At 66.2% G+C, this 21,299-nt stretch carries 19 protein-coding genes and 2 pseudogenes; 5 read left to right on the top strand and 16 right to left on the bottom strand.

The window, feature by feature from the left end; translation table 11 throughout:
• Positions 1 to 282 precede the first annotated feature (282 nt).
• Complete coding sequence (locus RM423_RS21385) at positions 283 to 456, bottom strand: hypothetical protein (RefSeq protein ID WP_311425077.1); 174 nt, start codon at positions 454 to 456, stop codon at positions 283 to 285.
• Here RM423_RS21385 and RM423_RS21380 point away from each other — a divergent pair.
• The 4 genes and pseudogenes from RM423_RS21380 (at position 372) to RM423_RS21365 (ending at position 4,354) form a co-directional block, all read left to right on the top strand.
• A complete protein-coding gene (locus RM423_RS21380) occupies positions 372 to 827 on the top strand; it encodes a zinc-binding dehydrogenase (protein WP_311425074.1) in 456 nt (151 codons plus the stop codon). The genes RM423_RS21385 and RM423_RS21380 overlap by 85 nt on opposite strands.
• Before the next feature lie 111 nt (positions 828 to 938).
• Positions 939 to 1,686: pseudogene (locus tag RM423_RS21375) on the top strand (SDR family NAD(P)-dependent oxidoreductase).
• Between the two features lie 832 nt (positions 1,687 to 2,518).
• A complete protein-coding gene (locus RM423_RS21370) occupies positions 2,519 to 2,809 on the top strand; it encodes a hypothetical protein (RefSeq protein WP_311425073.1) in 291 nt (96 codons plus the stop codon).
• 117 nt (positions 2,810 to 2,926) lie between these two features.
• Entirely contained in the window at positions 2,927 to 4,354 is a 1,428-nt protein-coding gene (locus RM423_RS21365; protein ID WP_311425072.1) for an AlbA family DNA-binding domain-containing protein, read from the top strand.
• A 628-nt stretch (positions 4,355 to 4,982) separates the two neighbouring features.
• Here RM423_RS21365 and RM423_RS21360 read toward each other — a convergent pair.
• The 3 genes from RM423_RS21360 to RM423_RS21350 all read right to left on the bottom strand — a co-directional run bounded on the left by RM423_RS21360 (position 4,983) and on the right by RM423_RS21350 (position 6,677).
• Complete coding sequence (locus tag RM423_RS21360) at positions 4,983 to 5,219, bottom strand: hypothetical protein (RefSeq protein WP_311425071.1); 237 nt, start codon at positions 5,217 to 5,219, stop codon at positions 4,983 to 4,985.
• 156 nt (positions 5,220 to 5,375) lie between these two features.
• Positions 5,376 to 5,876, bottom strand: a complete 501-nt coding sequence (locus tag RM423_RS21355) for a hypothetical protein (protein ID WP_311425070.1) — start codon at positions 5,874 to 5,876, stop codon at positions 5,376 to 5,378.
• Positions 5,877 to 6,215: 339 nt separating this feature from the next.
• Complete coding sequence (locus RM423_RS21350; protein WP_311425069.1) at positions 6,216 to 6,677, bottom strand: hypothetical protein; 462 nt, start codon at positions 6,675 to 6,677, stop codon at positions 6,216 to 6,218.
• Positions 6,678 to 6,695: 18 nt separating this feature from the next.
• On the opposite strand from RM423_RS21350, the pseudogene istB reads away from it, so the two are divergent.
• Positions 6,696 to 7,486 (top strand): annotated as a pseudogene (istB, locus tag RM423_RS25960) (IS21-like element helper ATPase IstB).
• An 818-nt stretch (positions 7,487 to 8,304) separates the two neighbouring features.
• On the opposite strand, the gene RM423_RS21335 reads toward istB, so the two are convergent.
• The 12 genes from RM423_RS21335 to RM423_RS21280 form a co-directional block, all read right to left on the bottom strand.
• Positions 8,305 to 9,555 (bottom strand): MFS transporter, encoded by a 1,251-nt coding sequence (locus tag RM423_RS21335; RefSeq protein ID WP_311425068.1) that lies wholly within the window; start codon positions 9,553 to 9,555, stop codon positions 8,305 to 8,307.
• Between the two features lie 6 nt (positions 9,556 to 9,561).
• Positions 9,562 to 10,872 carry a condensation domain-containing protein gene (locus tag RM423_RS21330; RefSeq protein WP_311425067.1) on the bottom strand — a complete coding sequence of 437 codons (1,311 nt, stop codon included), beginning with the start codon at positions 10,870 to 10,872 and terminating at the stop codon, positions 9,562 to 9,564.
• Positions 10,872 to 11,759, bottom strand: a complete 888-nt coding sequence (locus tag RM423_RS21325; RefSeq protein ID WP_311425066.1) for a 2OG-Fe(II) oxygenase family protein — start codon at positions 11,757 to 11,759, stop codon at positions 10,872 to 10,874. The genes RM423_RS21330 and RM423_RS21325 overlap by 1 nt, the downstream gene beginning before the upstream one ends.
• A gap of 63 nt (positions 11,760 to 11,822) precedes the next feature.
• Positions 11,823 to 12,716, bottom strand: coding sequence for a 2OG-Fe(II) oxygenase family protein (locus RM423_RS21320; protein ID WP_311425065.1), 894 nt, complete (start codon positions 12,714 to 12,716; stop codon positions 11,823 to 11,825).
• Between the two features lie 20 nt (positions 12,717 to 12,736).
• Positions 12,737 to 13,636, bottom strand: a complete 900-nt coding sequence (locus RM423_RS21315; RefSeq protein ID WP_311425064.1) for a 2OG-Fe(II) oxygenase family protein — start codon at positions 13,634 to 13,636, stop codon at positions 12,737 to 12,739.
• A 44-nt stretch (positions 13,637 to 13,680) separates the two neighbouring features.
• Positions 13,681 to 15,111, bottom strand: coding sequence for a cytochrome P450 (locus RM423_RS21310; protein ID WP_311425063.1), 1,431 nt, complete (start codon positions 15,109 to 15,111; stop codon positions 13,681 to 13,683).
• Positions 15,104 to 16,000 (bottom strand): 2OG-Fe(II) oxygenase family protein, encoded by an 897-nt coding sequence (locus RM423_RS21305; protein WP_311425062.1) that lies wholly within the window; start codon positions 15,998 to 16,000, stop codon positions 15,104 to 15,106. The genes RM423_RS21310 and RM423_RS21305 overlap by 8 nt, the downstream gene beginning before the upstream one ends.
• Entirely contained in the window at positions 15,990 to 16,856 is an 867-nt protein-coding gene (locus RM423_RS21300; protein ID WP_311425061.1) for a 2OG-Fe(II) oxygenase family protein, read from the bottom strand. Before RM423_RS21300 ends, RM423_RS21305 begins: the two co-directional genes overlap by 11 nt.
• Before the next feature lie 95 nt (positions 16,857 to 16,951).
• Positions 16,952 to 17,692 carry a tRNA-dependent cyclodipeptide synthase gene (locus RM423_RS21295; protein WP_311425060.1) on the bottom strand — a complete coding sequence of 247 codons (741 nt, stop codon included), beginning with the start codon at positions 17,690 to 17,692 and terminating at the stop codon, positions 16,952 to 16,954.
• A gap of 265 nt (positions 17,693 to 17,957) precedes the next feature.
• Positions 17,958 to 19,151, bottom strand: coding sequence for an ATP-grasp domain-containing protein (locus tag RM423_RS21290; protein WP_311425059.1), 1,194 nt, complete (start codon positions 19,149 to 19,151; stop codon positions 17,958 to 17,960).
• Positions 19,142 to 20,635 carry an amino acid adenylation domain-containing protein gene (locus tag RM423_RS21285; RefSeq protein WP_311425058.1) on the bottom strand — a complete coding sequence of 498 codons (1,494 nt, stop codon included), beginning with the start codon at positions 20,633 to 20,635 and terminating at the stop codon, positions 19,142 to 19,144. Before RM423_RS21285 ends, RM423_RS21290 begins: the two co-directional genes overlap by 10 nt.
• A 4-nt stretch (positions 20,636 to 20,639) precedes the next feature.
• Complete coding sequence (locus RM423_RS21280) at positions 20,640 to 20,867, bottom strand: acyl carrier protein (RefSeq protein WP_311425057.1); 228 nt, start codon at positions 20,865 to 20,867, stop codon at positions 20,640 to 20,642.
• Between the last annotated feature and the right edge of the window lie 432 nt (positions 20,868 to 21,299).

Below are 21,299 nucleotides of genomic sequence, written 5' to 3'. Positions count from 1 at the left end.
CTGCCCGCCCCGCCGGTCATCGAGCTAGCCCCTCAACGCATCCACGTCAACGCCGTTCACCCCAGCCCAACCACCACCGATAACCACGCAGAACCCGAGCCCAAGCCCCTCCCCCACGCCGGTGATTAAGACCCATGCGGTGGCGAGATGGACTACGCCCATCCCGGCGGGCAACACCGCCATCAGCGCGTCCCGGTCGTCGAGGCGTTGGCGTTGGGCCGCCCAGGGCCCGTCGACGGCCACAGTCACCTGCTGGAATCGGGCAGGCAGTGAACGGCCAGGTCATGCCGTCCTCACGCCTTCCACTGCCAAGCCGGCGCCGAACACCACCAGAAGACCGCCGCTGCCGCGCAGGAAAGCGTCTGCCAGCCGTGGCCGCCGCAGCACCCCTCCGGACGTGCCCAACACCACCTCGTAAACCAGGCACGAGAGCAGCCCAACGACAGCGAACACCACGCCAAAGACCGCGAGGTCACGGGTCTGAGCCGCAGTGGAACAGTCGAGGGCGTCGACGCCGCCATCGACCTCGTCGGCGGCGCGCCACCGCCCACGCGTCGCTGGCGTCGGTCCGAGACGGCGGCGCGTACATCACCGCCGTCCCGCCCTTCTTGGACGACCTCGGCCCGTTCACCTCCGAACGTGGCATCCGCCTCGACATCCAGAACACCTACCCGGACAGCCACGCTCTCGCCCGCCTGCTCGTGGCCATCGGCCGCGGCGAGCTGACCTCGGGCATCGAGTGCACCTACCCCCTTGCGGAGGCGGCCGAAGCGCACCCCCGCCAGGCGCGGGGCGGACTGCGGGGCAAGCTCGTCCTGCTTCCCTGACCTGCGTGGACCACAAAGACCTCAACAATCAGTGAGGTTGACCCCATCAGTACGTAAGTAGTACGTCGATCTCCGCACCAATCAATACACAACAGCATGGGAGCCGTGCGGATGAGACAGCTCGAAGGGAAGACCGCCGTCGTCACCGGAAGGCAGCACCGGCATCGGTCGCGCGACCGCCACACGGCTAGCCGCCGAAGGCGCGTAAGTCTTCATCACCGGTCGGCGGCAAGTCGAGCTCGACGCGGCACTGAAGGTCATCGGCACGGAGTCGGCGACCGCAGTGGCGGGCGACGTAGCAGATCTGGGCGACCTTGACCGGCTCTACGACGCGGTCCGCGCCCGCGGCGCGGGCCTCGACGTGTTGTTCGCGAACGCCGCCGTCGCTGCCATCCTGCCCCTAGAACAGGTCACCGAGGAGCACTTCGACCAGATCTTCAGCATCAACGTGCGATGCACGCTCTTCACCGTCCAGAAGGGGTTGCCACTACTGAACGAGGGCGCGTCGGTGATCCTCAACGCCTCCACCTCAGCGGACAAGGGAGGAGAGGGGATCGGCACCTACGCGGCCTCCAAGGCCGCCGTCCGCTCCCTGACTCGCACCTGGGCCAACGAGCTACGGGGCCGCGGCATCCGCGTCAACGCCATCTCGCCCGGGCCGACCGACACCGAGGGCATGACAGACATGGTCGGCGAGGACAACGCAGCCGCCTTCAAGGCCGACCTCGCTGCAGGCCTGGCCATTGGCCGTATCGCGCGCCCGGAGGAGATCGCCGCCGCCGCGTTCCTCGCCTCCAACGAGAGCAGCTTCGTCTTCGGAGCCAACCTGTACGTCGACGGCGGCGAGAAGCAGGCCTGAATCGGTCGACACCATGACCCGGACTGGTCGCATTCGGGCCGCGGCGCGACCGTTCCACTTCTAAGGAATTGAGACGTCCAACCCGAGGGGCGTGGCTGCGGCTTTCGGAGTTGGCTTCGGTGAAGTCGGCATAGCTGCGATCTAGACGGGTGGCCGAATCCGTGGTGGGTAAAGAGGGGCAGGCTGCCGGCAACGAGGCCCCGCAGCACGCATTCCTCGTAGGACGGTATGGGTGAAGGCAGATGAGCAAGGTCGTGCCACTCCAGCTGAGCGCACTTGGCCGGTTTCATCACCCTCGGCTGACCGCGCCATGATCGCCATGGCGGCGCCGCCGGAGTGGTGGCACACACCCTGGAGGCCAGCCGCAGGGAGGCGCGCTGCTGGCGGTCGACCTCGTGCTCGTCGCCGACGCCACACGCCCTACCAGCGATGACCGAACCAAGCTTAAAGTCGAAGACCCGGGACTCGCTCCCGGAAGGGAAATGACGACTAGGTTAGGTGGCGGCTGGGCCGAAGGTACTCTTTGCGCGTGGACGTCAATTTGACCTGCCCGGTGTGTGGTCACAATTTAGGCGGCTCGCCGAGATTCCGAGTGAGCCTAGGCGATACATTGGCGTTCCCCCGAGGCTCACGATCTGTGTGTGATGGCTGCGGGACAGTCCTAACGACGGACCCCGACAAGAGCACGACCATATTTGTCGGCGATGCAGAGGGCTCCTGGCTTAAGGAACTCGCTCGTGCACTTCGGCCGGCCGACGCCACCCGTGCTGACTACGAGGGTCTCAGGTCGCTGCTTCTAGAGGCCAGGGCACGAGGGGCCAGCCAGACGGAGGTGGCGAGCGACATCGAAGCCAGCGCGCCAAAATTCGCAGGACTCACGATGCTGTTGTCTGAAAAAAGCGGCACGCTTGGTGTTTGGCTGACGTTCCTCATCACCTTGATCATGTACATGCAACAGTCCGAGAGCGCGGGGCCGTCAACACCTGCCCCGGCCCCCGTTACGGTCAACTTAGAAGTCCAGCCGCCGCCGTCAGAAGATGAGCTTCTCCGCGAACTCGTGAAGCTGTACCCGCCGCCCGAGTTGCCGTCGAGCGCTCCACACCGCGCCGGCTCGGCCCCCTAGCCCAGACGCTTCTATGTGTTGTTAAGTGCCATGGCTGCGGTGAGTCCGCCCTAGCGGAACGACATTCGCAGCAGGTCAAGGAACCGGCTGAGCGCGAGATTGAGGCATCGTGGAGGGGTGTACGTCGCCGGCTTGAGGGAGGATCAACAGATGGCTATCTGGCGCAGTCCCGACCTGGAGGTGGCCCTAGGCGGCCTACTTGACAGCAGTGGCATCGCGGAGGCTTCCATCACCCGTTTGGTCAAGAATGGGATGACTCGCGAGTCAGAAATCCTCGACTTCAAGAAGATCTTGTGGGAGCACACGCAAGGTTCCCAGAGACGGCGGCATGGGCTGACAGGTGAGCAAGAATTCGCGAAGGATGTTGGTGCATTTGCCAACCATCGCGGTGGCCTAATTCTGGTCGGTGTGACCGAAATCGCCAGCGTGGCCAACGACCTGAAGCCGATCCCCAACACTGTCGATCAAGAGAGGGAGGAGCAGCGACTCAGGCAGGCGTTACTGAACCATCAGGCACCACTCGCAGCATGTGAGTTTGTATGGGCACCGCTGGCCGCGGGTGGCTCGTTGCTGGGGGTGGTCGTGCCGCCAAGCCCAAGGGCGCCACATGCTGTCCTCGGAGACCAAGGTGTGTCGCTCCGCTACCCCGTGCGTCACGGCGCGGACACCATATGGCTCAACGAGCATGAGATCGCCGAACGTTACCGCCGCCGCCTCGATGCCCAGCGTGACGAACACTCGCGTGTGCAAGATGTCATCTCGGCCGGGTCTACTGCGTTGGCGATCGGTGGAGAGTCCGGAGTGTGGCTGTATGTCGCCGTCGTGCCCGAGACTCCGATCCAAGGCCGTCTCGACCAGCAGGATGCGGAAAGAATCAACGCCTGGCACCGTCAGTACAGTTACGCTTCGCCGTTGGGACACCTTCTCCAGACCTACGGCCGCGGTCTCCCCGCCCCCGGCAAGGTGACCTTCACAGCTTCGCAGCAGTCGCACAACGAAGACGAGGCGGTGATCCGCGACAACTACGTCGCGCTACATATCGACGGTGCCGCCTTCACCGCCACTGCGCTAAGTGACCGCAGCGCTGGATGGCCCGAAACCCGCCTGATAGGGGACATTTTGCTCGCGGATGACGCCATCCTTCTCGTCGACCTTGCAACATGCTGGTGCGCGCACGAAACCGGCGCATGGGGAACTGCTGCCGCGGTAATCGGCTTGATCGACACCGAAACGGCAGACGGCACCCTGAGCGCTCCAGTCGCACTCGGGACGGCCGACACCGGCCAGATGAAACACATGACCGGTACTCGCCGACCCATCGGCAAGCCACGAGCAGACACCGTCGCAGACTTGGCCGCTGTCGAAACGGCGCAGCAGCGGCTGGCAGTTACATACCAAGCACTTACAGGCCTGCTCCACTGGTTCGGACTACCCGAGCCGACTCAGTTGCGTTCCGACGGCACGATCGTTCCGTGGGGCTTTTCGGCTCAGCACCGTAGCCGAGTAGCGCACTGGGCAACGGTATCTGGCATAAACGCCGAATAGGGCTACGCCACTCTCGTCGGGTGATACCAAAGATGCCGACCCGCTGTCATGGGCTCTCAGTAAATACTCGGTGGAAGTCGTCGGGCCCGAAAATGAGGTAGTCACTGCCTGGCCTCACCACTGTTCACAGCCTGCGTGATGAGGTCAGCCAGGCTCCGGCATTCGCCGGGTTGGCCGGCGGTGGCCATGACGGCGCACGCGCTGCGGCGAGGGTCGAACGAGGGACGCGAGTAGAAAAGGACTCCTTCACGTTCTCCTCGGCCTGCGGCACGGTTTGAACCGACGGCGGGGGCACGGGTGCTACGACTGGGGTGGCCGGTGACGGGCCGGCCATGAGACCTTCGACGTTGGGCTGTGCCGGCGGCCGATGTCGGACGTTATGCCGGGACGCTGGCGGGTGGGCTTGGTCCTCGGGACTCCTCTTTCATCTGCTGCTCTAGGCGCGGGGCGAGCTGGTCGTAACACGTCGGGCTACCCGAAGCCGTCGGCCTGGTCGCCGTTGGGAAGCTTTTCCCGCGCCGGGAGGCGCACCTGGTCGGGCTGTACCGGGGGGAAGAGCCCGCGGAACTGACCGAGCTGTTCAGCGTCGGGCACTCCATGGTCTGTCGGGGCGCCGCGGGATTGCGGGTCAGCTGTAGGTGGCGTAGTAGACCAGTACCTCGCCTGGTGCGTCTGGTTTTTCGTCGCCGGTGATGACGATCTGCAGTAGCTGCTGCCCGGTGTGGGGGCCGGTGATGTCGTGGATGAGGGCTTCGACGTCCAGGGCGTCAATCGCTGCTTGCAGGGTGGCGCAGGTCTGCAGCGGCGCCGCCCGGGGCAGCGCCTGCATGGCGGAGTCGCAGGGCCGCAGTGTGTAGGTCGTCATGGTCTCTCCTCGGGTCGCGCCGCGGGATGTCGTCAAAGGCGGCGCGTCGAGGATGCGTCCGGGTCGGTGGACAGAGGCGGCTGCGGGGTGAGGTTGTGGACAACCTGACAAGTGCGCGGCCGGCCCCGGGCCCGATGCCGAGCCGACCGCGACGTCTCACACCGTGCCGACCGCCTGGCCCCGGTCGGTGGGTTGCCATAGCCCGGGTGCGTGGTTGAGGGCGTCGTTCCAGGCGTCGTGCAGGTCTTGCACGGCGTGCAGGTCGCGGCAGTTCACTGTCAGCGCGCCGACGGTGATGACCAGCGCGGGCCTGCCGTCGTGGGAGCCGCCCGCGGTGTAGGCGGTGAGCTTGCATGCGTCGGCGTCGTCTTGGGCGGTGATCGCGGCGATCACCGGGTGCCCTGGCGGTTGTTCGCTGCGGGTGGGCAGCGGCGCCCGGTACCCGTGGCCGAACAGCCCCCTGGCTGCTGTCAGGGCCTGGCTGAACGCCCGGTGGTGGATGAGGACCGGGTTCGGTGTGCGGCAGTAGATCAGGACGGGGCCGAAGCCGACGCTGAGGTAACCACCACCGCCCGGCCGGTCGAACGTGCTGAGCTCGGTGGTTTGCGGGCCTGCGACTTGTAGTGCCACCCGGGCGGTGAACTGGTGGTCAAACATGGGAACTGCTCCCCCGCCAGGTTGTTTGGGGTTGCGGTGTGGTGTTACCCCGCGTTTTCCGGACCCACCTGGCGAGGTCTTTTCCAGGGCCGGACAAGCCGGCCGGAGCGCAAGGGTCGGCCGCAGGCCGATCACGCAGTGACGCGGAGCCTGCGTAGCGCCCTTGCGCGCAGGCCGGCCCGGCCCACACTCGTCAGCCAGGTGGGGCGGGCAGCCGGCGCGCAGCTCCGACCGCTCCTCTGGCAGTTCAGTCTTGATCCGCACAACTGACAATCCGCGGACACGGGGGTCCGGCGACGCGCACACCGACCCCTCGGGCGGGTCACGCGGTTCAGTGTGCTACTCCCGCGCGTTCTGGGTGGTCAACAACTCGGCGAGCAGAATGAGTTGACGAGCGAGGCCAAGCGCACCATCGGCAGTGAGGCTGAACCGAAACGACTTCGTGTCCTCGTTGCAGGGGTAGCACTCCATGACGACCCGCGGCGTCGGTGAGGTCAGTGGATCGGGGTGCCGGGGCTGCCCGAACCGGAACGGCGCCGCGGCGTAGACGTCAAGACCAAGCGGCTGGCCGTCCAGGTCGGCGAGCGTGTCGAAAGTCGCCCGGTCGGTGCGGCATTCATGAAAGGGCGAATGCGCCTCCGGGTCGGGGTAGCCGCCCTCGACTTGCGGGTGCCCCGCGGCCGCGGCGCACCACGGGTGCCCGGGGTCAAAGAAACGGTCACGGTCGGCCAGAACCGGCCGGGACAGCGGGTCTTCTGGTGTGGGCCATTGGGTGGGTTGGGTACGGTCATTCGGTCTCACCGACGGCGAGGTGGCGTGATGGCCGCCAAGACCACCCCGGATGCGGTCAAGCAGATCCACTACCTCGCCGCCGCGCTCAAGGCGCCGCGGATCACCGAGGCCGCGCAGCGCCTGGCCGACCAGGCCCGCGACGCGGGCTCGACGCATGAGGACTACCTCGCCGCCGTCCTCGAGCGGGAGGTGTCAGCGCGCAACGCCTCCGGCGCCGAGCTGCGCATCCGCGCCGCCGAGTTCACCGCCCGCAAAACCCTCGAGGACTTCGACTTCGACGTCCAACCCGCCGTCCGAGCCCAGGTCGGATCGCTGGCCTCCGGCGGATTCCTCACCGAGGCACGCAACATCGTGCTGCTCGGCCCGCCCGGCACCGGCAAGACCCACCTCGCGATCGCGCTCGACGTCACCGCCGCCCGCCACGGACACCGGGTGCTGTTCGCGACCGCGACCGACTGGTCACCCGCCTCACCGACGCCCACCGCTCCGCGCGACTACCCCAAGAGCTGGCCAAACTACGCCGCTACGGACTCATCATCGTCGACGAGGTCGGCTACCTGCCCTTCGAGCAAGACGCCGCGAACCTGTTCTTCCAACTCGTATCCTCCCGCTACGAACACGCCTCACTCGTGCTCACCAGCAACCTGCCGTTCTCCGGCTGGGCCGGCGTGTTCGGCGACCAAGCCGTCGCGGCAGCCATGATCGACCGCATCGTCCACCACGCCGACGTCCTCACCCTCAAAGGCGCCAGCTACCGACTCCGCGGCCGCGGCATCGACAGCCTTCCCAGCATCAGAACACAGAACCAGGCAGACTAGGCAGCACCAATGGTGGCCCCATTTTCGGCCGTCGCAACGGCCTCATTTTCGAGCGTCGTCGACACGGGTATCGAGCACCCCACTTCTCGGCCGCCGCTCGTGCCGGCAAATACTTCATCGCCGCGCGCAGGATGCCCCGCTCACTGGCCAGCGTGCGCGTCCCTGGCCTCTAGCTCGGCCACCCACCGCTCCGGCAACCTGGCCAGCTCGCTGCTCTCATCGACCTGTGCCACCGGCGTGGCGGTCGGGCTAGACTCGCTGTCTGAAGCGGCAGGGGCGTGGATCAGCGAATCGGCGTTATGGGCCGTGCACCCGGTACCGTTCTCCGCCACTTCCGCCACTTCCGCCACTTCCGCCACCGGCCTTGCCGCACGTCCGCCGCGGCCGCACCGCCTCCAAGCCCCGAGGGGCAGTTGAGATGGTGAATGCGGTCTCAACACGTCTGGCAGTAGGCGGCGATTATGAGCTGGATGAAGCTCGCCGCGCTCGGCGCCGGCATCCTCTGTCTATCGGGGCTTGCAACTCCTGTTTGTTGCCAGGAGGCGCCACTTTGGAAGGCGTCGCGTCAGCAGTATCGGTCAGCACTCCATAGGTGTAGCCGGAAAGCAAGCGTTGAGCGGCCGGCCGCGGGGCACCACCTCCACGCTCTCTGTCTGTAGTCGGTGTGAACCCCGCGCGGCTGCGAATCGCAGCACCACTTTGGCCTGTGCAGGACCTGCTTGCCTGCTTACTGCTTACTGCGCAACCGGCCAATCGTTGAGGTCCCGCCTCGCCTGCGACTGCCAATAGTCAAATCCCGTGACAGCAGCCGGGCTCGATCATGCGCCGATCGCACGTTGCGCGTCGAGGGTGAGCCGCACCCCGACGGCGCGGACCGGGTGCGTGACGGCCAATGCGAGGCAGGTTGCGGCGCACACGATCGCGAAGACGGAGAGCGTGCGAGAGACGCCGAGCCCGGCGGCAATGGGGCCGGACAGCAGTTCTCCGAGGGGTATCGCGACGAACGATCCGAGTTGGTCGTACGCGCTGATCCTCGACAGGTAGCGCCGGGGAACGTTGCTCTGCAGGACGACTTGCCAGCTCACGTTGAAAAGCTCGAGGCCGAATCCCGCGGCCACGCTCAACACCACGAGCAGGGCGAGGGGAACGGCGGCCCCGAGGGCGAACAGGAAGCCGGCGAACGGAACGGAGCACAGCAATCCGTAGACCAGGACGTGGCGGCGTGGCATGCGCAACGATGCGATACCACCGAGCAGGAATCCGGCTGCTTGCCCCGCAGCCACCAGCGACCACGACGACTTCCCGAGGCCTTCTGACGCGACGGCGGGTCCGAGCACGAAGTACGCCGCAGCGAATGCGAAGTTGACGACCGCGAACGCGCCGACCGTCGCCTTGATCCAGAAGTGGCCCCAGAAGACCGACCAGCCCTCCGCCAGATTCGTCAGCACGGATCCCTCGTCGACCGCTCGCCTTTCCGTACGCGGACTCTTCAAAGACGCGAGCAGGACCGCCGCCACCATAAAGGTGGCGGCATCGACGAACAACCCCACGGCGGGCGGCACGAATCCGACGAGGACCGAAGCGAAGATCGTCCCGAGGATGCCGGCACCGTTGCTCGACACGCGGTAGACCGCATTGGCGGGCACGAGATCGACCTCGTCGACCGTGTCCGGCAGATGACCCATGGCGGCCGGCGCGTAGAAGGCGGTGGTCGCTCCGTTGAGGACCGCGGCACCAATAAGCCACAGATGATTTGTGGGGACCCACAATGCGGCGGCCGCAAGCAGCAGTTGACTGACGACGCTCGCCGCGCACGAGTACGTCATCACCCGCACCCGCGGGAACCGGTCGGCCAGAACGCCCGCAAAAATAAGACAGACGACGTGGGCCGCGGCGCGGGCGCCCACGACCAGGCCGAGGTAAGCGACTGAATGTGTCGCCTCAAGAACGCAGAACGCCAGCATGATCGGCGAGATCGCGTCGCCGAACGCCGACACCGACGAGCCGGCGCTCATCGTCGCGAACTGCCGCCGCCGCAGCAGCATCTTGATTGAGGACCGGCTTCGCACGCCCACCTACGTTGGTCGGTCGAGGTCGTAGCAGAGGGCGGCGACGAACGACTGAACACCGGGCAGGTCGAAATGGTCGGGGTTGAAGGTCGCAGAGACCCGCCCCGGCCCCGTGGCATCCAGCCCGACAACGACATGGAGGCTCTCGATGTGCCCGTGGTGCCGCACCACCGGCTCCAGCGGACCCATCGGCCACTGGTCGACGTCGTAGGGCACGAGGTTTACGACGAGTTGTCGGTCGCCGGGCTCCCGGTCGACCGGCACCGGTTGCCCGCCGCACCGGGTGCGGATGAAGTCCCAGGGTGTGTCCTGGTACGGCGACGCCTGCTCGAGGAATCGTGCCACGAGATGGATGGCCTGCTGGTCGCCGTCCAGCAGGCTCCGGTCGGCCCGGAACGGGAGCGAGTCCGCGAAGAACCCGTGGGTACGGGAGTATCCGGGCGGTCGACCGTGGGTGATGAAGCGCAGGCTGACGTCGTCGCTCACGGCGTGTCGCATGGTGATCGCCGACACCTTCGCAAGCACGACGGCCAAGGGCAGCACGGACTGGGCAACAGCTGCTTGGCGCACGTCGGTCAGGCTTGATTGCAACGGAGCGCAGACGGTAACGGCCACGCCTCGGAACGCCGCGGCGCTCGGTACGGCGATGTCGAGCGCTGACGCGGCATCCGCCTGCCCACCGGCCAGGTAACGCCGCCAGAAGTCCTGCGCGAGCCCCCCGTGTTCGCCCATGCTCCGGCCAAACTCCGTCACCTGACTCCGCGCCCACGACAGATACGGTTGCGCCAGCCGCGTCGAGCGCTGGTGCGTGCAGTTGACAGCGCGCTCGAACAGCCACAGGCTGCGGCCGTCGCAGACGAGGTGGTCACAGATCAGTCCGACGGCCAGTGCGTCGGTGGATTCGATCTCGAAGACGGCCACGCGCCACAGCAGCGCGCCATCATGGACGCTGAATCCTCGTGCAGCGACGCTCCGACACCACGACTCGGCATCGGCGGGCGTGCCGCACGCGACCCTGTCGATGACGACCTCGGGTGGTCCGGCGGCCACCGTGACCAGCATGCGGCCGTCGCTCGCACGCCCACCGCCGGTGATTCGATAGGTGCTCTCACGTTCGAGGGTCGACCGGATCGCACGCGAGACGTTGTCGAAGGTCTGCCCGGTGTCGGCGAAGAACAGGTTGTACAGCGCGTCGTAGCCGCCGTACCGCTCGTGGTTGCGCAGCCGAGCGGCCTGGGCCCACGATGCCGGCATCGTCGTGCTTGCGACGTCGTCGGACACTGCCTCGCCGACCGCGCCGTCCTCCCTGAATCGCATCAGTACAAACCAACACCCTCGGTCTCGTAGGTGCGCTCGACGATGTCGTCAACGAAGTCGCCCGGACTGCCACGATCGATCAGGCGCGCATCGGCGTATTCGTACAGCCGCGTCCTCTGGCCCCGGTCCAGTCCGCTGTCGACGAACAGTCCGTAGGACACGCGGTCCGGCGCCCCGCTGCCGTCGGCCGGCAGCTGCTGTCGTACGCGGTGGGCGACAGCCGACACCGGGCGATCGCTGGACTGGGTGAGGATCTCCATGGCGCAGCCGAAGTTCACGATTAGGTGTCCGGGCAGCGGTGAGACGTCCTCCCACGCGTCGCCGGCCTGCACCTCGAGGCCGCCGTCGGTCGAGCGAAGCAGGGTGACCCAGCCCGAGTCCTTGTGGATGTTCAAGCCTCGGGCGCTGACCTCCGGTCGGAAGTGGTTGAATGTCAGGTGGTATGATCCGTCGTCGGCGACGGCACCACCGGTGGCCTGGTGCCAGAGGGAGTGCGGGATGTTCAGCTCTCGCAGGACGAACTCCAGCACCATCACGCTTACGTGTCGCATCGACTCGGCTTGGGCGGCCAGTGGCTGCGGGAACACGCTCGTCCAGTTCGCGCGTTCGAGGAAGAACTGCTCCGTCTGATCGGCGTCGCGGCAGAAGTACCCCTGCCGCGCACCCACCTCGTCCTGGGTACACGACCGGTACCCCGCGAAGTCACTGTCAGAGGCGTGGGCGCACCGGTCCTTGAAGAAGTTCCGGGCGAACCGGTCGCCGGCGTCGAGATCGAGGGCCGGCGGCTGCTCCACGAAGAAGAAGCCGTCCACGCGAGCCCGGTCAAACGCACCCGGTGACGCGAATTCGAGGCGCCGGTCGCCCACGCGCGCTACTTGCAGTTCCATGCGGTCTCCTGTCGTCGTATCCGCCGCCGCGTACCACCGTCGAGGTCGTCGCTGACGACGAGGTCACAGCCGGGCGTGGAACTCGTAGCGCTGCTTGCGCGCCTGTTCGAGCGAGAAGTCACGAAAGTTGGCGAACGGCACGAGGCCGCCGTCGGGGGCGTAGGTGAGCAGATCGGAGTCGTAGTCAGGACCGAGGTACACCGTGAAGGAGGACCGGTCGTGCTGCGGACCGTGCGGGTCGATCTCGGGGACCCGGTGCAGCACAGCGGTTACGGGATTCGGCAGGTTCTCGGTCAGCACCCCGAGACTCGCGCCGTAGTTGACGGTGAAGCAGTCGGATCGGTACTCGGCGCGCTTCCACTCGCCGTCGTGGAAGATCTCCAACCCGGGGCCGTCCGAGTAGATGAGGGTAATGAACCCCGAGTCCTTGTGCTCGAAAATTCCCGGCCGACCCGCGAGCGCGGTCCGATAGTGGTTCATGGTCGTGTGGCACCAGGACGCGCCGTCGGCCCGATCAGCACCGGTGATCGCGCGACGGTCATCGACGGCGGCGCCCACGTGGTCGAGCGTGGCGTTGAGGATGGAAATCGTCAGCCGCCGCATGGCCGCCAACGTGACGAGGACATCCTGCGGAAGGTACTCGGGCCACGTGTGGTTCTCCAGTTGCAGTTGCTCGACCTGGTCCGGTCGGTCCTCGTAGCCGAGCTTCGACAGACTATGACCCTGGTTGCGATGTCCTCGGTAGCGGTCGCCGGAATCAGTGCGCGGCAGGAAGTACGACTTGCAGAACGTCAGGCCGGGACCGACGTCGACGGCAGTCGGGATCCGGGCCAGGAAGGCGCCGAGCTCCAGCGCCCGCCGGAAATCGTGGGGCGAGCCGAAGGCAGGTTGTCCGTCCAACAGGTCCGCGACGGGCAGATCGAGCACCGGCCCGGCCGTTTCGAGATGCGAATCCATTTCTTTCGATCCTCCCGAGATTAAAGGTGCGCGTTATCGTCGTCATAGGTCCGCGCCACCTCGCGGACCGCGAACTCGGCGACCGCCTCGACGTACTGCGGCTCGCCGTCCCGCATCTCGAAGATGTCAGCGGTGAGGTCCGAATCGAGGAAGGCCACGTAGGAGAGACGGTCCTGGGAAGCCTGCTCGCGCTCGGTCTGGACCACACCGTGCACGCTGGCCCTCACCGGAGTGGGCAGATGCGCGGTGAGCACCTCGATGCTGCTGCCGAAGTTGACGATGAGGTGCCCGTCCTCGGGCCAGATCGTCTGAAGCTCGTCGCTGATGAGCGCGACGAGACCGGGCTCGATCGACCGCAGAACCGTGACCCACCCCGAGTCGCGGTGGAATTTGCAGCCTCGCGTCTTCTTCTCGGAGCGGAAATGGTTGAAGGCGAGCATCCGGTGTCCGCCTGAGCCCGCCAAGCCGCCGGTAACCTGCTGCCAGGAGCGTTCCGGAATCGCCAGGGAGCGAAGGATCGACCGGAGGACCGCGATCCCAATTCCCACCAGGGCGGCCCCCTCGGCCGCGACCGGCTCCGGGAGAACACCCCAGTTCGCCCGCTCGACGTAGAAGTTCTCCCATTGGTCGTGCTCGCGGTCGAAATACCCTTGGTAATCACCTGGAACGGCGCGATCCCGGAATCCGCGATACTCGGTCAGAGCCGCCGACCCGTCGTCGGCCGGCTTGAAGAAGTTCGCGCAGAATGCGTCCATCGCGCTGACCGAGAAGTCGGCGGGCATCTGCAGCAGGAAGAAGCCGTCGGCGAGCGCGCGGCCGAGACCGTCGGCGATCTCGAAGACCAGGGCGTCGTCGACCAGCCGTCCGCGCTGCAGCGCCGCGCGGGGATAGCTCTCGAGGGCGACGGATTCGATCGGCATCGGGGGGAGCGAACGCGGCCGCTCCTGGCTCGAGTCCATCATGCTCATCGCGGGACCTCCGTCGTGGGGCGGAACGAGATCCGTCCGTCGGACGCTGGTCGAGGCATGGTCGAATGGCGACGGAAGGCCGTGTCGGTCCCGGTGATGGCGATGTCGTAGTGCTCGAACACGGTATCGAGAAGGATGGCCTGCATCTTCACAGCGAACAGGCGCCCGGGGCACTTTCGCGGATTCCGCTCCGTGTTGATCATATTGAACGAGTTGATCTCGTAGCGATTCCGGCTCAGCAACGAACTCACCGAGTCACGGTCGTTGTGCACCATCGCCCGGATGTTCTCGACGTTCATGCGGTCGGGGTCGGGAAAGGTCTCGCTGTCACGGTTCGCCGCGTACCTGTCCAGCCAGATCCGCGTTCCGGCCGGTATCACCTCCGAGACGCCGTGGATATCGATGTCGACGTCACGCGAGGTCCGGCGCCAGAGGGCCGACGGATTCCCACCGCTGAACCGCACCGCTTCGAGGACGACGAGCTCGCTGAGCCCGAGTGGGCCGGACGCCGACGCCGACCAGGCTTCCGCGAGAGCGTCCCGCAGCTGCGGCTCGGCGGCGAGGAACGACAGCGCCCACGACAGGGCGGTTGCCGTGGTGTCGTACGTGGCGATTACGACCGTCGCGAGTTCCTTGACCCGGTTGAGCTCGAGGCTCGCGATCGCATCGCGGGTGAAGGGAACCCCCCAGAGCGCGAAGTAGCCGCGGATCATGTTCGTCGGCGGCGCGGCGTTGAGACTGTTGAAGTTGGCATACAGGATCTCACGGATCAGATCGAGCATGTTCTCGAACCCCTGCATGGCTGACGGATGCACCTTGCTGATCACTTCGGATGCGATCTCGAAGTAGCGGCGCAGCGTGGGGCCGTACTCGGGCGAACTCAGGTAGACGTCCAAGGGGACGTCGCGCAGGTCCAGAACCCCGGGCACAACGCTGTCGACGTATGCGACAACTCTCAGGCAGAAGTCCTCGAGCGAGGTCTCGCTCGTACCCAGCTGCTCGACGTAGCTGACGACGGCGTCGCGGACGTTAGTGGTGATCGCATCGATGAACCGCGCATTCGACAGCACACGCTCGATGACGGCCCTCTTGGCCGGTCGGTCGGCACGGGTGTTGGGCAGCGATCCCATGAAGTCGCCGAACAGGCCGGCGGCGGCAGCTGTCGTGGGCAGCAGGTCGTCGTCGGACACCAACGGTGTGTTGGTCACCTGGTATAGGGACCGCTCGCCCCCCATCCAGAAGGCGCACACTCCGCCGTTGCGCTCGGCCGCGTCGCGGATGCCCGCCTGCTCGAAGTACGCCGACGCCTGAAGTCCTTCCTCGATGGTCGTCCGGTGGAAGTCCGCTGCGTGGTCGAAGTCCGAGAGCTCGGCGAACGGGCATCGTGCCGTCGACGGTTGGTCGACCACGGCGGATTCGTCAGGCATGGGTTCCTCCCACCTTGATACCGAAGTCGGTGTACTCATCGCCCCACGCCTCGTCGTTGAACCGGCGGAGGAAGGCCTCGATGGACTCTAGGTGCACGACGCTGCCGTCGTCCTGGAGTCCGTACATCTCGCCGATCGCGGGCGGATTCGCGAACGCTGCCACCGAGATGCGGTCCTCGGAGTTGTCATCGGTTCGCGTCTCGCGCACCCGGTGGAGCATGGCCGCGACCCGGGTGTCGATCGCGGCGGTCATGGCCTCGAACGATCCGCCGAAGTTGACGATGAGATGGTCGGCCGGCGCGTCGATGGGAACCCAGTCGGTTCCGTTCCATCCTTCGAGCCCGGGAGTCGGGGCGTAGAGCACCGTGACGAAGCCGGTGTCCTTGTGCGGGGTGCATCCGAGCACCGGCTTCTCAGGGCGGTAGTGGTTGAACGCCAGCCACCGCGTCCCCCGCCCGAAGGCGGCCCCTTGGGTGAGCAGGTCCCAGCTGGACTTCGCGACGTTCAACTCGACGAGCCCCGCCCGCAGGATCGACTCGGTCATCTCGGAGAGCCGGTCGCAGAGCGTGTTCAGGGTCGGGTCGAAGTACTCCGCGCGTCTGTCCTGGTCGATGAGCACGTGCTCGGTCTGGAAGCCCTCGCGGTCGAAGTAGACGTCGGGTCGGTTCCGATAGCCGGAATACGCATCGGTCGCCACCCACTCGCCGCCGCCCTCCTCGAAGAAGCTGCGCGCAAAGCGCACGGCAGGCCTCAGGTCCAGGTCGGCGGGGACCGCGAGGAAGAAGCAGCCCGTTCGCAGCGCTCGAGCCATGTCACCCGAAAGGAACTTGATCGATCCGGCGATCCACTCCGCACGGGCGAGCGTGTCCGATGAGAGCTCAGTCGTCACAGGGCTTCTCCGTTCCTTCGTAGATCTCGTGGTCGTTCTCGAAGATCAGTTGCCGTGATTCGCAGATCTGTTTGAGGCCGGTCGCCGGCGAATACCCGTAAATACCGGCATCCCGGCCCGGAGCGCAGAAGCTCGAGCTGAACAGCGCATAGCTCGTCCGGTCGATCCGCTGTTCCACCACGCGATGCAGGATCGCCGAGATGGGACGGGGCGCCTGCCGCGTGAGGAGCTCGATCGCGAGGCCGAAGTTCACGACCAGGACATCGGGTCCGGTGGGGACGACCTCCCAGTGCCGGTCGACGTTAACCTCGAGCCCGGGTTCGACGGCCCGCAGGATGGTGACGAACCCGTCGTCCTTGTGCGAACTGAGCCCGGTCCGTCGTTCCCCCGGCCGATAGTGGTTGAAGGTCAGGTGATAAGAGCCGGCGCCGTCTGAGCACCCGCCCGAACCCACGGGCCAGCTGTCCTCGGGGACGCCGGCGTAACCGAGCGCTTCCCGAACGACCTGCCGCGAGATGGTCTTCAGCCGCTCAGCGAGCTGCAGGACCGCCTCCGGATAGATGCCCACCCAGAAGCGCGATTCGAGCAGGAATTGCTCGATCTGATCGGAGCGTTCGTGGAATCCGATCAACTGATCGTCAAAACGCTCGGACGTAAGGTTCCGATAGCTCGATCCGCACGGGCTGAGAGTGCCCGGGTCGTAGAAGCCTGCCGCGAGCCGATCCGCCTCCGAGACGTCCAGGTCGGAGGGGATTTCCAGCAGGAACACGCCGGACCGCATCGCCGTGTCGCGATCCTCCGGCGTGCGGAACCGGAGCGCATCGCCGGTCATCGCGGCGGTGACGGGTTCGGCCACTGTGTCGGATCGGTCGAGGCTCGCGACCCGCTTGCCGTAGACGTCCTGGTAGATCTTGCCGCGAACGATCTCAGGCCGAGTACCGATGGAGCGATTCACGATCCCGTTCCTTTTAGGTCGAGGGAGACGACGACCAGGTCCTTCAGATCGCTCGGGACACCTCCGTGCTCACCGTGCGCGATCTCGGTGAGAGTGCTGAAGGCACCGGGGTAGGCCATCACCCGGAAGCCGTCGGACACGAGACACGCGAAGACGGCGAACTCCTCAAGGAAGTACTCGCAGGAGCGCCGCACCTTCCAGTCCAGGTTCGCCGCGTCGCCGGGGACCCCGTTGCGGCGCTGAAACCGCTCGCTGAAACCCAGTACCGATCGGCGAAAGGCGTCGTCAGCGTCGAACAGCTGCGTCAGCTGCTGGAACGCCCGCGCGTAGTCCGGGCGCGTCTGGATCTCGCTGCATCGCAGGATCGGAGTGTCGCCCGCTGCGGACATGCCGTCGATCGTGGCGACGACGTCGTCCCCCATACGCATGGCGGTGTTCAAGGCCTGCGGCTCCGGCAGTCCACGGACCGTCTCGAGGGTGATCCGATGGATGCTGTCCCCGATCAGGACGGCTGTCCGCGTGAACTTGCGATCGAGCCACCGGATCATCGACTGCAGCTTGGCCGGTCCGAATTCGTCGTTCTCGAGGCTGACGCCGAGGAATCCGCTCCCTAACGTCGCGTAGTGCTCGCGCATCCCCGTCGGCGCCACCGACGCGATCTTCGTCTTGTAGGTCCGGACGGTACCCACGACATCGCACGCGACCATGCCCGATGTCGCGGCGCGGGTGCTGCTCATGCGTCTCCCTCCTCGACAGTGAGCTCGGCCGGGCACCGAGGGACTTAAAGTGTGAGAGAAGTATTAAATGCCCGAGGCGCCCGCTTCGCAGCATAAAACCACGTCAACGTCGCGATTGTCAAACACGCGTGTTGACTCACGAAAAGTGCGCGCGCAAGGGTGGTCGTTGACTCATCGAGAAATGCTCGCGTAAAGCGCTCACCGGGGGACGGACGCGTGCGATCGCGTGCCCCAAAGAACCCGCGTTCGGTGGCCGGCCCGCGGGTCAGAAGCGGCCGGACCCGGAGGATCCGCCAGCACCGAGGGCCTCGCGACAATGCGCGACAGCGGCGCCCAGATCATGCTCGGTGCCGGCGCGCAGGACGACGGTGATCGGTGCGGCCAGGCGACCTTCGCTGACGCGAGCGGTCTCGTCCCGCGGGACCTGGAGCCGGACAACCTCGTCCAGGGAACGGATCGTGTCGAAGGCTTCGTTGCCGGGCCGGCTGCCGTCCATGTGGTGCCACATCACCGCCGCATAGCCGTGCGGGGGCGCCGTTGGCGGCGGCGGGTGTCCCGCCGCGAGGCGCAGCGCGGCGCGGACCGGCTGGTACGCGCCGGTCGTGGTCTGCAGTTCGTCGATGGCGCCGCCGAGCCGACCGTTCACCTCGATGACGACCGGTCGGCGCGTGGTGAGCTTCAACTCGGTGTGGGAGACGCCGTCGGTCACCCCGAGGGCGTCCAGGGCGCGCGTCGTCTCGGCTCGCACGCTTCGATCGATGCCCGACGGCAGCATGGCCGGGAACACTGACCCTGTTTCGCGAAGTGGTGCGCGCAGCGGCAGCCTCGCCGTCACCCCGAAGTGCTGGTGGATGCCGCCAAACGAGACGGTCTCAACCGAGACGAAGTCCTCCAACCACGAGTACCGCGGATGACCGGCACCGTTGATGCGTGACTCGACGAGAAAGGGGAACACGTCATCGGGCAGTTCCGCGTTCCGGGCGAAGGCGTCCATCTCTGCCCGCGATCGCAGTGCGTACGCGTGTCGGCTCCCCGTGCCGTGGGCGGGCTTCACCACGACGGGTGGATCGGTTGCCGCCAAGGTGCGTCGTAGCTCGGAGACTGATCCCACCGTGCGAACATCGGGCTGCGGCAGTCCCGCTGCGGTCAACGCGGCGCGCTGACGATTCTTGCGAGTGAGGAGCATCGCCGTCTCGCGGGTGTGGGAGCGGAGACCGGCGTGCTCGGCCCGCTCGGCGGTGGGCACGAGTTGGGCGTCGCAGAACGTCAGGATGCCGTCGGCGTCGACCGGTGACCGGAAGTCCGTCACCCGGCCGATGCGTTCCATCGCGCGGCGCGTGCGGGGATCGATTGGACAGTCGGGGGGTTCGACGAAGGTGAGCGAGATGTCGTCAGCAGCCGCCTCGGCCAGTTCGGACAGGCTGGCCGAGCTGAAACCCCAGACGATCTCTAGTTGCACAGCTGACCCTGCGGAGTCAAGGAAGTCCCGTGCGACAGTCTAGTCCGGTCTACCTTGCCCGACTCGGTGACCGGCAGTGTGTCGAGTCGGTGGATCACCGACGGGATCATGTAGGTCGGTAGATCGCGGCGGAGGTGATCCGCGATTACCGCCGGTGTGACCCCGGATTCCGAGACGTAGGCGAGGGCCAGCCTGTCTCGGTTGCCCTGTCGCGTCACGTACGCGGCGCACGCGGTCATGCCGTCGAGCCGCAGGGCGTGGCGTTCTACCTCGCTCTGATCGATGCGGTATCCCATGACCTTGACTTGGGAGTCGCGGCGCTCGATGTACGCGAGTTCGCCGCTTGGGAAGCGCCGCACGATGTCCCCCGTCTTGAACCAGGTTGTCGACGGCTCGGCCGGGTCACGCGCGAACCGGCTGCTGTTCAGCTCGTCGTCTCGCCAGTAACCGCGTGAGACGGCAGGACCTGCAAGCATCAACTCGCCGACCTCCGACCCGTCGTCGTCGAACCGCGCGCCGCCGAGCGCGACTTGATGGCTCAGCAGCGGAAACCCGATCGGCGTCTCGTGAGAGTCGATCCATTCCTGGACCCGGTTGCCTGTTAGTGCACAGAACGTCGCGTGGACCGAGCCTTCGGTAATGCCATACATGTTGATCGGCATGACCCGCCCCTGACTGAGCGTCACGATCTCGGATACATCCCGCATGGTCACCCGCTCACCGCCAAATACGACGTACCGGAGATTGGGATATTCGTTCTCTTGCAACGCGATCCTGTGCTCCTTCAGCGCGGAACTGAACGACGACGGCACCTGACTGAGGATGCTCACCCGGGATGCCGCGAGGCGTGCTCGCAGCCGTCGAGGCAGCATCACCTCGTCATCGGTCAGCAACTCGATCCGGCCACCGGTGGTGAGAGCTCCCCACATCTCCCATACGCTGAAGTCGAAGGTCGCGAGATGGCTCATGGCCCAGACGTCGCACGGGGACAGGTCGAAATGACCGAGAGCCGCATCGAGCATGCTGCACACGTTGGCGTCGCTAATGGCCACGCCTTTTGGTGTTCCGGTCGTCCCCGACGTGTACAGCACGTAGATCAAATCGGTGGCGTCGCCGCCCTCCGCGGGCGAGCGCGAGGCTGCCGGGAGGAGCCGGGCGGCGGTCATCGCATCGGAGCACACGATGTCGACGCCTGCGGCGTGCGTCAACTGCCGACAACGCTCCTCCGGCCACGCGTCGGACAGCGGCAGGTAGATCGCCCCGGCACGCAGGGCGCCCACGAGAGCGCAGATCGTGTCGATCCGGCGTCCGACCTCGATCGCGATCAAATCGCCGGGGCGAACTCCATTCCTGTGGAGCCAGTCCCGGTAACGACCGCTCGCCTGCCAGAGCTCGCGATAGGTCAGCGCGGTCGGGCCCGACGCGATTGCGCTCGCGTCAGGTCGTTCGACCACGTGCTTCTCGAGTCGGGCGACAAGGGTCACCCCGTCACGCCCAGGGTTTCACGACGTTGTCGTAGAAACTTTGCAGCGTCGAGTTTTGCAGCAGATCCGAATTTCGGAATGGGATACCGAACTCATCCTTGAGCAACGCCTGCAACTCGGCGATGGCGAGCGAGTCACCACCTGAGACGAAAAAGTCCGTCGCCGGACCGACGTCGAGATCGAGCACTGTCGACCACGCATCGCGTAGTGACTGCGATGTCATCTCGTTCATGGAGGCAGGATCCTTTCGATGTACGGAAAATGATGCTGAGCGCCGCGGTTCTCGAGCCCATTCGTCGCCCGGTCTACTCCGTGGGGGACGGGGGCACACCGCTGGCGCCGATCAGAGACGGGAGTGATCAAGCGAGTCCCGCGGCACAGATGACCACCGCTGATTGCCATTGATGCGCTGCGGCCGGCCGAGGCGAGGGCCATGGCGGGTTCGACCAGCTCTGTCTACTTGCTTTGTCGGCCGTTGTCAAGGTCATGCACGCCGCGGCGCCTAACGCGGCATGCTCGAACACACCGACGGCGTCATCAACGTCCTAGCCGAACGCATCGAGAAACTCAACCTCGGACTACGCACCACATCACGCGACTTCCGCTGAGACGCTCGGCTCTGCAACACACGGCCGACAGCAAGCGCAGTGCTGCCGGCCCGTTC

Source organism: Jatrophihabitans lederbergiae, assembly GCF_031845305.1.
Taxonomy (GTDB): Bacteria; Actinomycetota; Actinomycetes; order Mycobacteriales; family Jatrophihabitantaceae; genus Jatrophihabitans_A; species Jatrophihabitans_A lederbergiae.
This window is presented reverse-complemented; position numbering and strand designations above follow the sequence as displayed.

Excerpts from the sequence above, each read along its gene's own strand:
- RM423_RS21330 (WP_311425067.1), bottom strand. The coding sequence starts at position 10,872 with ATGCGATTCAGGGAGGACGGCGCGGTCGGCGAGGCAGTGTCCGACGAC.
- RM423_RS21295 (WP_311425060.1), bottom strand. The coding sequence starts at position 17,692 with ATGAGCAGCACCCGCGCCGCGACATCGGGCATGGTCGCGTGCGATGTC.
- RM423_RS21355 (WP_311425070.1), bottom strand. The coding sequence starts at position 5,876 with ATGTTTGACCACCAGTTCACCGCCCGGGTGGCACTACAAGTCGCAGGC.
- RM423_RS21315 (WP_311425064.1), bottom strand. The coding sequence starts at position 13,636 with ATGCCGATCGAATCCGTCGCCCTCGAGAGCTATCCCCGCGCGGCGCTG.
- RM423_RS21320 (WP_311425065.1), bottom strand. The coding sequence starts at position 12,716 with ATGGATTCGCATCTCGAAACGGCCGGGCCGGTGCTCGATCTGCCCGTC.
- RM423_RS21280 (WP_311425057.1), bottom strand. The coding sequence starts at position 20,867 with ATGAACGAGATGACATCGCAGTCACTACGCGATGCGTGGTCGACAGTG.
- RM423_RS21325 (WP_311425066.1), bottom strand. The coding sequence starts at position 11,759 with ATGGAACTGCAAGTAGCGCGCGTGGGCGACCGGCGCCTCGAATTCGCG.
- RM423_RS21360 (WP_311425071.1), bottom strand. The coding sequence starts at position 5,219 with ATGACGACCTACACACTGCGGCCCTGCGACTCCGCCATGCAGGCGCTG.
- RM423_RS21310 (WP_311425063.1), bottom strand. The coding sequence starts at position 15,111 with ATGCCTGACGAATCCGCCGTGGTCGACCAACCGTCGACGGCACGATGC.